General features: G+C 49.0%; 8 protein-coding genes. 2 read left to right on the forward strand and 6 right to left on the reverse strand.

Annotated features, from left to right (window positions below; genetic code table 11):
- Positions 1 to 11: 11 nt before the first annotated feature.
- Complete coding sequence (locus tag FCL48_RS04550) at positions 12 to 3,119, forward strand: conjugal transfer protein TraG N-terminal domain-containing protein (RefSeq protein ID WP_136871063.1); 3,108 nt, start codon at positions 12 to 14, stop codon at positions 3,117 to 3,119.
- Between the two features lie 22 nt (positions 3,120 to 3,141).
- On the opposite strand, the gene FCL48_RS04555 is transcribed toward FCL48_RS04550, so the two are convergent.
- Positions 3,142 to 3,426 (reverse strand): hypothetical protein, encoded by a 285-nt coding sequence (locus FCL48_RS04555; protein WP_136871064.1) that lies wholly within the window; start codon positions 3,424 to 3,426, stop codon positions 3,142 to 3,144.
- 363 nt (positions 3,427 to 3,789) lie between these two features.
- On the opposite strand from FCL48_RS04555, the gene FCL48_RS04560 reads away from it, so the two are divergent.
- Entirely contained in the window at positions 3,790 to 4,776 is a 987-nt protein-coding gene (locus tag FCL48_RS04560; RefSeq protein WP_136871065.1) for an HNH endonuclease, read from the forward strand.
- Between the two features lie 158 nt (positions 4,777 to 4,934).
- On the opposite strand, the gene FCL48_RS04565 is transcribed toward FCL48_RS04560, so the two are convergent.
- The 5 genes from FCL48_RS04565 to FCL48_RS04585 all read right to left on the reverse strand — a co-directional run bounded on the left by FCL48_RS04565 (position 4,935) and on the right by FCL48_RS04585 (position 12,143).
- Positions 4,935 to 7,286, reverse strand: a complete 2,352-nt coding sequence (locus FCL48_RS04565; RefSeq protein WP_169309078.1) for a hypothetical protein — start codon at positions 7,284 to 7,286, stop codon at positions 4,935 to 4,937.
- Between the two features lie 2 nt (positions 7,287 to 7,288).
- The gene (locus tag FCL48_RS04570; RefSeq protein WP_136871067.1) at positions 7,289 to 8,035 is read right to left on the reverse strand and encodes a PP2C family serine/threonine-protein phosphatase; all 747 of its coding nucleotides are present in this window, start codon (positions 8,033 to 8,035) and stop codon (positions 7,289 to 7,291) included.
- Between the two features lie 4 nt (positions 8,036 to 8,039).
- Positions 8,040 to 8,717, reverse strand: coding sequence for a VWA domain-containing protein (locus FCL48_RS04575; RefSeq protein ID WP_136871068.1), 678 nt, complete (start codon positions 8,715 to 8,717; stop codon positions 8,040 to 8,042).
- A gap of 621 nt (positions 8,718 to 9,338) precedes the next feature.
- Entirely contained in the window at positions 9,339 to 10,802 is a 1,464-nt protein-coding gene (locus FCL48_RS04580) for a PKD domain-containing protein (RefSeq protein ID WP_136871069.1), read from the reverse strand.
- Positions 10,803 to 11,342: 540 nt separating this feature from the next.
- A complete protein-coding gene (locus tag FCL48_RS04585) occupies positions 11,343 to 12,143 on the reverse strand; it encodes a hypothetical protein (RefSeq protein WP_136871070.1) in 801 nt (266 codons plus the stop codon).
- Positions 12,144 to 12,367: the final 224 nt, after the last annotated feature.

Below are 12,367 nucleotides of genomic sequence, written 5' to 3' on the forward strand. Positions count from 1 at the left end.
GGTGTTAAAATATGAAAAAAGACCTAATAACTATCACTTCAGCCATTGGCCTTATCCTGTTTCTAGCTGCACCCGCCCTGGCACTGGATATGGAATATTATACCTATGGCGGCTTTAACCCGATCACTCAGGCCTTCACTAAAATTGCTCTCATTTTCAGTGATTCAGGCTACCAGGGTCTGCTCTTTGTCGTCACTGTGCTGGGCATTCTGGCTGCCGCTTGCGGTTGGCTGGCAAGGGCCGCCACCGGCGCACGAATCATTCCTTTGGTGTGGGCGGTGCCGGTGTTGGTCGGCGCTGTCATGTACCTTGCCCTGTTTGTGCCCAAAGGCAACATCACCGTCTATGACCCGGTCCTGAACAGATTTCAGACCATCGGCGGCATTCCCGATGCGGTGGTGTTTACCGCCGGCTTTCTCAATAAGATCGAGAAAGGAATGGTCGATATCATCGACACTGCCGCCGCTCCTGATGCTGCATACCAGACAAATGCCGGGGGGATAGGCTTTAAAGCCCTGGAGTCCGTCAAGGGCTCTTCCCCCAAAAACAACTTTGTCAGAACCAGCATGATCCGCTATATCAAGGATTGTGTAACCTTTGAGTTGCTGCGGCCGGGAACGACCTTGTCACTCGATGATCTGCGCAACACGACCACTGATTTCCTGCCTGACCTGGGCCAGGCGGTTAATCCGGCTGTCTATACGGTGTACTACGATTCCGCTACCCCTGAGGGAAGCGCCGTCACCTGCACTGAGGCCTGGAACAAATTGCAACCCATCTATGCCAATCCGACCAACTATGATGAGGCTATCAAAAAGGTCTGCAGCAAGGCCTATTTTGATCCGTCAAACCCTGTGGAGTTGAACACCTGCAAGGCTTTGCTCACCAGCACTTTAAATTTTACCACCGGGGCCATGGTTACCCCGGAAAAAATCATCCAGCAGCGACAGATCGCCGAAATCCTCTACAACTTTTATTACCAGGATGATAACGAAACCGCCGTACTGATGGAGAGTAACCGGAAGATAACCTCAACCGGTCTGGGGATCGGCCTCACCATGAACGAGTGGATCCCCATCATGCGGGCCATCATGACCGCCATAGCCATTGGCGTTATCCCCTTTCTGGTGCTCTTTCTCCCTACCCCGGTCGTCGGTAAAGCTGCGTCGGTCATGTTCGGCTTTTTTGTCTTCCTCACTACCTGGGGAATTACCGATGCGGTGATCCACGGAGCTGCAATGGACTATGCCTCCTATGCCTTTGAGGATATGCGGCAATCAAACCTGGGTGTGTATGCCATGGCCGCATTTCCAACCATCTCCCTCAAGTTATTGGCGATGTTCGGGGTGATCCGCTCTGCAGGCATCATGCTGGCAAGTTTTTTCTCGATGATGCTTATTCGCTTTGGTGGCCACGCCCTGGCCATGCTTGCCGGGAATTTAAGCCGCATTGCCCAATCAGCAGGTGCCCAAGCCGGTCAGTTACTCACACCGGAAGGCACTTCAGCAGCCATGAATCAGCAGGTCCGGGCAGCTGGTCTGCTTGAAGGCATGCCGGAGCATCGATTTACCAATATGGCAGCGGCACAGGCCTGGAGTACTCATCGGTCAGTCGGGGGATATACTGCGGCGATGAATGCCAAGAACACGCTGCAGGAATCTGGGCAGATAAACCCAGGCACCTCAGACAGTGACATGGCCACCATGATGGCTTCGACCAGAATGGGTGTGGGAACCAGCTCAGGGCCGGTGGAGGTCTCCACTGCTCCGGACGGACACGGCACCAGAATAAAGTCTGAAACCGTGAATGCTGATGGTTCCACCAGCATCATGACCACCGGTGCAGATGGTACCGGAATGATGCTGGACACTAGTGCAGGCGGAAAAGCTTCATATTCCGTGGATAATTCCGGTAATTTCACGACTACTAGCGTCGCCGTCAACGGCCTTGATCCGGTCAAGGTGGGAGCCATGGCCCAGCACCAGCGCATTGTTGCGGCTTCAAACAGTCTGGGCAGCAGTACTAATTGGAATTTAGCCTCACAGCAGCTACAAAAAAACAGCCTCTCCAGCAGCGAAGCCAGAACGTTTAGCAATCGCCTGGATAATACAGAGAGAAGCAACTGGAAACGGTCTTTTGATGATAAATCAAGTTTTGTTCATACCATGGACGAAACCACTCGAACCCAGTTTCTGTCTGCAATTGGAGGTGGTTTTCGAAAGATCATTAGTGGAAGTGGCCAGGTTACCGTAATTGGAAATGATAATGAGAAAATGAGCTTTAACGTCTCTGAAGATACGGGTAAAGCTTTCACCCGAGATCAAGCAAGGGTCCGTTCCGAATCTCTTCAACAGACTTTTAATGATGCACATGGACTAGATTTCCTTACCAATATGGCCAAACAAATCGGTGCCACAGAAGCTTACTCATACCTCAACGATGCAAGAGAGATGCGAAGTTCCACAGAATCGTACGGTGCAGATCTGACAACTGCCTTGGTCAGGAATTATGCATTGGAAAGATATGGTAGTGAATCACCTGAGAATATTCGAAGTGCAATTAATGACTTCAATCACTTTCTGACACAACAGGGAAGCCAAGGTGTCGACAATATGAGCAATATTGTTAATGGCTTTGTCAGTGGTAACGGCTATGGGTGGGGAAATACCTCAAACGAGGTGAATAATAGTATTTCTGACACGAGAGGACATGTCCAACAGGGGAAAGCAAGTTTGGGTGCAGTTGATCGTGCTGCCGGCACTGCATCAACCATGACCTCCAACATCAATCAAAACAGCTTTTCAGTGCCCAAAAGTGATGTTCCGATTCATGAACCTAATGGGGCATCAGTTTTCCCAGATGCAAAAGCTCTCCGCTCTTACAACAGGAATGAAGAGGATGGCATTAGTAGCAGTAGAATACGAACCACAATCAGCGGCTTGACCAAGGAAGGAATAGGAAATGTTTTTCAAGGACAAGGCCTCGTAAACAGTCAAACAAAGAGAGCGACTAGTGAAGGTTTCTTTGATAAAGATCCTGATTTGGTCAGAGGAAATGACATTCCTGATCCTGGGCCTATCCCAAAAGACGCGCCCTCAACTCTTGGGGATAAGAAATAGGCATAGTGAGGCTTGTGCCGAGTCAGTCTTCGTCTTCTGACCAAATATAGTGATAAGAGTTACCTGGTAAATGCGCTAATCCCGGATCATCAGAAGCATCAATATCAATTAATTCATTCTCTTCAGTCCCATGGAACCCTTGTTCTTGCAATCCAGAGAAAAAGGCGTCGAAAACGTGCCCCAGTGAGACTTTTCGGACAGGAATATCACCATCTGCCAGTTTACCACAAGCTGGGCAGAACTCTTCAACATCGGATTCAAATCCACAGTGGGGACAAACTGCTTTGGGAGGTGTCTTAAATGTCATGATTTTCACCCTCCTTTTAATGAGTCGTTCATCATATAAAAACGATATCACACCTCAAACGCTCGGCAAACGAAACCTTTTTACAATGTTTACCATTTCTTGAAATCATGTCAAGAAACATGCCAGACACAGTTTTTTCTGGGCCAATACGTTTCTGCTTACCGTTTTTCTGGAGAGTACATATGATATGACATTCTGATATCCGAACACGTATCGATAATTCTGGCTTAGTAATAGCTTCATTTTGCAGGATAGCTTCAGAAATTTTATCCGACTTTTTTCCCGACACTTGCCTGTTGTATTGAATAGCAGTAGATTGCTTATCCGTTAGGATAACTCGGTTTTCAAAGACAGGAGAAACCAATGTGCGGCAGGCTTGATTATTTTCTGAATGCGTTTGCTAAGCTGCGAACGGATGGATCTAAGAAAAACTGGACAAGTCTCACCTATAATCGCTCACCCTACAAGCCCTTTCTGCTTTTAACTGTTCTCGACTTTATCGAATCTGGAATAATTGTCAGAAATTTTATAGAGCCATCGTTTGAACTTGCTCAAGCTTTCCAAAGCTATTGCGACTTATTACTGCCACCTGAACGGAAGGCAAGTATGTCCTATCCTTTCTATCATCTGGAAAGCGCAGCTTTCTGGGAGTTGAAGCCACAGCCAGGACAGCAGCACAAAAAAGGGTTGGCGGTAAGCTCGGTGAAACGACTTCGACAGTTGTATCTCGGAGCAAAATTCAGTGACGATCTCTATCCGCTGCTACAAATGCCAGGTTCTCGAGATAAACTCCGCATGGTTCTTATAGAGAAATACTTTTCCCCTGAAGTTCGGCAGACAATCCTTGAACGATCAGTACTCAATTGCCAATCAGAAATATATTCCACCGGCCTGCTCACAACACAAGAGCGGTTCCCTGACTCTGATCGGACAATGCGTCAATCCACTCTAGTCGATGTTGACAAAGTCCGTGATCAGGGGTTTAGAAAAGCTATTGTCAAACTTTATGGTCATCGCTGTGCGCTTTGTGGCATTAAAATGATTACTCCAGAAGGTCACACCATAGTCGATGCCGCCCATATCAAGCCATGGAGTGTGAGCCAGAATGACCACCCGACGAACGGCATAGCCTTGTGTAAACTCTGTCACTGGTCTTACGACGAAGGGCTTATGTCAGTGGATGGCAATTACCAGGTGATGATTTCTCCAGCAGTTAAAAATGACCATAATCTGCCTGGGCATATTCTTACTCTTTCAGACCGTCCAGTGTTCAAGCCTTCTGAAAGTCGTTTTTGGCCTGATCAGGATAGTTTGGCTTGGCATAGGAGGGAGAAATTTACCAAGCGGTAATTTGCCACATATTTCTTGATCGCAAGAACCTTTCAAGTCACCATTTAATATAGCTATATGGACTTTTGAGAAACGAGAGAATTACAGTCTATATACGTAATTGAGTATGGGTATAAAGAATTTCTTTAGATTGAGTGTAGCCGGTAGTTATAGCTTCTTTATAATATCTTCAGTTCTTTCATTCGCTTAAACGCAAAGTCCCTTTCCGCATTTCTTAAATCGCAAATTCCTTTTACGCAAATGGTTTTTCCATCCTGATAAGTATGATTAAATTCAGTTATCTCTTTTGGAGAAATTGTCCTTTCCTTGAAATATTTATCGCTTGGTTTTTTATATAAAAACTGAATCTTTCTCCCATCTTTAATGGCTCTTTCAACATCTAGTTGAAGTTGGGATTTTGCAGCTACTTTTCTTACTGATACAGTCTGGATTTGACCTGCAGTTGTGGATTTGTTGATAGCTCTGTCAGTGCTGGTAGTCACGCGCGGAGGGGTAGGAGTCGTGACGCGGGGTGCTCTAGACGTTTGTGGTGCTGGTCTCGCCGGTGGCGTCACCGTCAACGCCACTGTGGAAGCCGGAACCGATGCGCCCAACTCGCGCAGGTCTTGTTCGGCTTGCGCACGGGCTGCAAAGGCGTCCGTAAGTGCCCTGTCGTTTCTGGCCTTGGTAGGGAGCGCGTCAAGGCGGGCCTTGGCATTTCTCAGAGTGCCCAGCCCGTTTCGGATCGTAGATTCCAGCTTGGCCTTTTCTGCCGCGTAGCGCCCACGTAGCGCCCTTTCGTCGGCAACGTCCTGAGCGTTCGGCGTCCGGTCATACTTGAAGTGAGACTCGTGCCCACGCCGCCATGCCAACAGCTTGCTAGTCATTACGTCGCCGAAACCGGGAATGCTCAGGACGGCAGATTGGTTCACATCGGCAGCGGTTTCGATTCCAAAGGAAACGAGCGTTGCGGTCTTCACGGGGCCGATGCCCGAAATGTTCGCACGCCGTATCGAGAAGCGGTCAAGGTATGCTTGTCGCTGACGCGACTCTCGGTTGGATTTCATCATCATCAATTCGCGGGCGAGCACATCGGCGTGGCCATTGTAGGCCGCAATAGCGGCATCCAGATCGCCGCGCACCTTCACCACTTCAATCATGCCGTTGCGCTGGACAAAAGCGTTCAATTCGTGCTGCATGCGCTCATCGGCATCCTTGAAGACGTGCTGGAACGGGCCGGATTCAACCTCACGGTCGGAAAGGGTAGCCCATCCCCAGATTGCCAACCCGATCCACACAAACCACGCTTGGGCGGCATAAATGAACCCGGCAACCGCGCCGGCCATAATTGGCAAGCCCATGAGCGCCCGCCCGCGCTTTCCGTTCCTAGCTTTGCGGAGCACGCTACTGGCACCACGCGGCGTAGCTGCAGCTGGAAGCAAGTCTGCGACCGTAGGGAAGCGGAACGCCAGAATCTCGCGTATTGCCTCTTCCGTGCCACGCGCATCGGTCGGGATGTTCGGTTCAACGGCGGTCAGGTCGGGGAACATGTCAAAGCCGCTGTTGCCCGTCAGTTTGCACCAGACGCAGCCACCGGCATTGCTGGGGTAGTAGTGCGTCTTTACCTTGCTACAGTGGTTCAGTGAGCTTTCCAGAGTGTTCAGGGAGTGTATCCAATCCAGCGCGCGAGGACGCGCGCTCGGTGTAATTCCGAATGCACTCTCGAATGCGCGGGCGATTGCATCGGGGAACACGTCTAGCGTCAGTGCACCCGGTGGCGGGGTTGTCTGTGTTGCGGATTGGCGGGTGAGCGAGAAGGCAAACCGGTTCTGGCCAATGGCATCGCCCATGGAAATGTCTGGCCCGTTGTAGCGCCCGGCGTAGGGGTGACGGCCCATGAACAGAAGATGGAAGATTGCAACGGCCAGCCCGAAGTTGTCGTGTTCTATGGTTCTCTGAACTGATGCGAGGTTCTTCCCGTGTAGTTCGGGCGGCGTGAACTCGGGCACACCGACGACGCAAGGATAAGATTTGCCGTTCAGGGTGAACTGGAAGCTATCCGCGTCGATTAGGGCAACGGTCGCATCTTGCGCGACCAAAACGCCGGAATGGTTCAGATCGCCGATGACACAGCCCGTTTGGTGCACCTTTCCTACGGCGCGAGCAACGTTCCGCGCGGCATGGACAACAAATCGATAGTCCACCTTCGGAAAATGACGCTGGCGCGATTTCGGGCTGTATAGCTCATGCAGCGGGCGATAGCCCGACACAAGCCGCATGACAAAGCCAAGGAAGTTTCCGCGCCGGTCTGTCACCACCTCGCCGGGATAGGCAACGAGGTCGGTCTTGACGGCCAGGCCTTCGCCTACCATCGCCCGCACCTTGTCTTCGCGCATACCGCGCAAGCTGGTGTTGTAGATTTTGACAGCCTGCCTGGAACGGCCCTTGATCGCGTAGACTTCGCCTTCACCACCCTTACCGATCAACTCGGCAACTGAAACCCGATCCTTTCCAATGACGATTTCCTGCACGGTCATCCCCCAGAAATGAGGATCAGCGTCTTGTCATCGTCGGTGCGTTCGCAAACCGATGGACCGGCAAGATATGTGGCCAATTTCGCCGAAAGCTCGACTAGGCGTCCCTCGCGCGGTGCGGCATCAACCGGGCGCAACATCGGATCGAAAAACCGGGGGTGCGCAGCCTGTTCCAGATGCGACAATGCCAGATCACCTACACCATCAGAGAACAACGCGAAGGCATCGTGTTCGCGCTGGTGACGGGTGATGTTCAGACGCGGTTCGGGGTCATCGGTGACAAAGTAGGTGCTGGACGCATACTCGCCGTTCTCGGGCCAGCAAAGCACATCCCATTCCCCGCCTTTCCTCCCGACAACGGAGCTATCGCCAATGTGCAGCGTGACCGCTTCATCCGGCGCGACAATGATTGCCGCCAAGGTCGCGGCGAATTGCCGGGGAACGGTGCCCCGCCGGGTTGCTATTGTAGAAATTCGGTCCCGAAGTTCATCAACCCAGTCAACCAAACCCTCATCACTCGGCAACTCGGGATTTTCTTGCATCCATTCGCGGAATCGAACTGAAAGGAAACGGCAGGTTAGCCAGGCGCCAAATGCGCCGAATTTAGCGCTGCCAGCACCATCCGACACAACAGCGAAAATGCAGCCATTGCCCAATTCCGAGACAAAGTAGGCATCTTGCAGCCTGTCGCCATTCTGAATGTGGGACGTGCCGATTACGGACGCGGACGCCCACCGCCAAGCCACGGGATCACCCAGCTACAGCCCAGCCATCCGGGGCGGTCGGGTTTTCGAGCGGAACGGCATCGCCGGGGTTGGACTGCGAGACCGCGCTAAGGGAACTGGACAACCATTGGAACAGTTCCTTGAAGGCTAGCCTTTTCAGCTTGAGCGGCTGGCGTGTGGCGATCTGGCCAAGCACACCCATATCCGCTTGCTCCACGCCAACGGCGTAGAACATGAACTCCTGGCGTTCCTCGCCTTGGTGAACGCACCGCTTGGCTTTTTCCCAACTGTCGGTCGGAGCACCATCGGTAATAAGGAACACCCACGGGCGGTAGTATTTCACGCCATTCTCGCGGTAACGGTCCTTCCGCTGGCGGAGCATATCCAGCCCGGTCACAATCGCCTCGCCCATCGGGGTTGCGTTGTTCGCCACCAGCGTTTCGGGATAGAAGTGATCCACCGAGGCAAATTCGGACTTGATCTCCACAGGCCCGAAAGTGATCATCGCCAGTTCCACGCGCTTTGCGGCCATCGGATCATTCATAAGTTCCTGCCGCAAGGTCGCCAGACCTTCGTTCAACTCTGAGATCGGCGCGCCACTCATTGAATAGGAGGTGTCCAGCAGTAGAATTACCGGGCAACGCTGTTCGGGGTTTTCCGCGAATTCCACATCGCTAAATGGTAGTTGGTCGAATTCATCCATATCTACACCTTGTTTATAAATCATTGAGGATACTCACAGCGGCAATGATCGCTCCCTGGTTCCCTCTCATTACAAGTTATCCTGTTGATCTGTATATCTTCTCGGCTTGTGCAGGGATCTCTGTATGGCTCTATGCCTGCCAAAGCAGTATACCTAGCTCCTTTTACCAGAAATTCCTTGTAATGTACCAATATTTCGTAAAATGTTCTTGAAGAATTTGGCATGATAGGCTGTGCGCGTTTCTGTATATCATCCAAAATGGAACGATTAACAGTTTCTTGAGAACATTGTACAAATCGGCGCAGGAGGTTCTAACTTGCAAGATCAACCTTTTTTCCAAACGCAAAAGCAGAGGTGTTTCCTGATCACCTTTCTAGCAGTCCAGAAAAACAGGAGAATCTTTGCCCCAGACAGACTCAGTAGTCGACCTAGGCAAAGACTGGAGGTTTTGATCGAATATAGATATGTTGACTTTTGAGATTCAAGTCGGCAGCGTCTTTCGGGGCAAATGATTCTTCCCTCTACCAGAGAGATTCTGGAATTATCTTCTGCCCCCAAAACACACAAAAGGCAGAGCCAAATAGCTTGACCCTGCTTTTCCTACTTAAGCTTATCAATATGTTAGTTGGTCTCGCAATTCTTTATATTGTCATCAGACACATACACCAATGGGTCTTTGACCACATTATGTACGCAAAATGTATATAAAGGCTTCTTAAACTCTGTTGTTGTGTTTATGACAGCAACACCATTGCTGTCAGTTACTCCGCTACTCGTCTCATTAAAGTCACCAGTAAATGTTCCAGTAACAGCAGCACCAGCAACAGGTTTACCATAATCGTCAGAAACGGTGACTAATACTTCACCGTAACTTCGCCCCTTGCTGCCACGAACAGTTGCAGCGACAATGAATTCAACATACATTGTACTACCTGTGAAAAAACAAGAACCAGCGGCGGCAACAAGCGAGCAATCGATGTCTGTTGCACCCAGATCATCGGTAACAGTGAGGCATACGTCATAGAAGCCGTTGCTTAATCCAGTTACGGTGGGACTAACCCCAGTCGCGTTAGCATTATTTGCTGGGTTTGTATTGTGCTGAAGTGTCCAGTAATACGAAACTATTGATCCATCGGTATCGTTAGATGCACTACCATCAAGAGTTACTTCATCGAACACGACCTGTTCAAATCCACAATCAGAAGAAGGTGCTTGGTTGAAATCGGATATAGGTGTCTCTGGGTGGGGTTCAGTGAGAAATGGAACATATTGAACGTAATTAGCACTACTGTAATCATCATTTTTGTCATAAATCATCGATTCGATAACAGTGGGGTCAGTCGTCCCCCAGTAATTATTTATAGCTAGTATATCGGCGCTATCATATCCACCACCTGGTAGCATAATAGCAACTCTATCAGTACTGAGAAAACTATTAAATTCGGCGATAGTTTCCGATGTATCATAACTCGCCCAATTATCGATTGCATAAGTTGTGGGTTGGTAGAATACGTTGTTTCGTATATAAACTTTTTTATTCCCACTGAGTCCAACGCTGATACTACCACTGTTGACAAAGACATTTCTCTCAATATAGCAATCCCCGATTGGGTACCAAAGATATGTCATGGGCATATCCTCAAGGTGTGAGTCACGAAGAATAATGGAACCGTATACCGCACTGCCATATCCCGTGTATAGGCTACCACTGTAAATTCGTGCGAACTCTATTCTTATCAGGCCGTTCTGTGGATCATTTCCATAAAGACTTCCAGGCATTATCTGAACCTGATTAAGGATAATAGGTAAATCTTGATTACCAATAGCCCGAAATTCACCCCAAACTTGGATGCGATTGCTGGAGCCATAAATTTCTACACCTGGCTCAACAACTAAGACCACTCCCAAAGATATTTGTACGGTAGAGGAGATGAGATAGGGTGAGTTGGCTACTGTCCATGTCGTGTTTGATGTTATAATTCCCCCGACCTGAGTATCAGCCGATGCGAAGGTTGCCGATGCAAAGGTTATTGCCACTAATAAAACGCAGACTGCATTGCCAGCCTTAGAAAAAACTCTCATCATCTTTGACTCCTTTGTGTAATAGGTATTTGACTTATAAAGCCAGTGACATCCCAACATCACGGCAGGTTCTTTTTAGACTCAACTTATTTGTTATGCAAGAAAGGAACCCAATACAGAGACATACGGCGTAATCCGCTGTATCCATTGCGCTACGACGCTTTTGGGAGAAATCTCATAACAAAGAATGTTAGTGGTGATCCTTCTTTTCCGCTTTCTTGGGTCGGTTTTCCGGCAATGCGGATTGATTAACTACTTGATACAATAAAGACAATTATACGACGATGTGGCGGTTCGGTTTAATGAAAGCAGTTGGAGGCAGTATGAAGTAAGGCTTAGTGGTGGAGGGGAAAACGCTCGGTTAAGATGCTTCCTGACCATAGTCAAAAAGAAGATACTGACAGAAAATATTGGTGACGTGTCGAGAATTTACCACATAAACCCGTCGGTCAAAATCAATAGGAGATATCTGAACTTTAAAATAAATCCAACCCCTTTTTCAAACGCTGCAATTTTAATAGACACCGAATGACAAAGCTCTTTCTATTGCTCCGCCTCATAGGAGATACCGAGTTCAAATGTGTTTTTTCCATTACAGCTTGGACATTTCCAGTGCTTCCCAGCTTCCACCTCATGGAGCCAAACGACTATCTTGTGCTTACAATCATCATTCGCACACTCAATGTCATGTTGCTGCGGTTGCCATTCGATATTGTTATTTCCTTTGTCGACAAGGGTGTAAGCGGCGTGGCACTCGTAGCATTCGACTTTCACGACTTCTTGCCCGTGGGGCATGCGTTTACGAATTGGTTTCCCACATTCCATGCACTCCATAGTCGCAAAACTCCCCAGTGTAACATTGAAGACTGGGGATGAAAGAACTTCTCCGACAAACGCGGCAATTTCCTCACATCGGGATCGTATCTTGTCAAAGTCCAGCGGCTTTCCTGCCCGAACCTGTTTCATCGACTGGAGATGTAGATAGCTACCTAGGGCGTCATAATGTTTCCGCAAGGTGGTCATATTGAGAACTTTCTCTGAACCCAAAGACCTCATCGCTTGGGCAGGGACGCCATATTCTTTCTGTTTGCCAATGGCGAGGGAACTATCCTTGTCAGCTGAGGGATCTATATCGAGAAGCACTGACATCACCTTGCGCGGTTGCCAGGTCTCATATTCTGCTGGTGGAAACTCGTCCTTGTACGCAAGGGCACGGTCGTAAGTAAGTGCCTCCATTGACATCCGGAGTTCAAGTGCAGCGTATTTCAGCCGTTCATGATCACCGCTGCCAAGTTCTTCTTCGCACCGTTTAAGACATTTTTGCGCGTAATTGCGATGATTCATTGTTTTACCTCTCTTGCTTTGAGAGTAAATGAATTCCAGTATTTGATATAATTGAAAAAATGCTGCATGAACGTTATCTTTATTTTTTTTAATATTTTCACAGCATCGTCCCAACCAGACTCTAGCCATTTTGTTATAAAATGATCTTTGTGCATCGAGAAGGAAATATTCAAATCAATGATACAAGCATCAACCGGGGACAGACCACGGTTTCCCTAAAGTAC

This window comes from Desulforhopalus sp. IMCC35007, assembly GCF_005116575.1.
Classification (GTDB): domain Bacteria; phylum Desulfobacterota; class Desulfobulbia; order Desulfobulbales; family Desulfocapsaceae; genus Desulforhopalus_A.

Bases quoted from the DNA above. Each gene is read 5' to 3' on its own strand.
- FCL48_RS04555 (WP_136871064.1), bottom strand. From the start codon at position 3,426: ATGACATTTAAGACACCTCCCAAAGCAGTTTGTCCCCACTGTGGATTT.
- FCL48_RS04550 (WP_136871063.1), top strand. From the start codon at position 12: ATGAAAAAAGACCTAATAACTATCACTTCAGCCATTGGCCTTATCCTG.
- FCL48_RS04560 (WP_136871065.1), top strand. From the start codon at position 3,790: ATGTGCGGCAGGCTTGATTATTTTCTGAATGCGTTTGCTAAGCTGCGA.
- FCL48_RS04585 (WP_136871070.1), bottom strand. From the start codon at position 12,143: ATGAATCATCGCAATTACGCGCAAAAATGTCTTAAACGGTGCGAAGAA.
- FCL48_RS04580 (WP_136871069.1), bottom strand. From the start codon at position 10,802: ATGATGAGAGTTTTTTCTAAGGCTGGCAATGCAGTCTGCGTTTTATTA.
- FCL48_RS04575 (WP_136871068.1), bottom strand. From the start codon at position 8,717: ATGGATGAATTCGACCAACTACCATTTAGCGATGTGGAATTCGCGGAA.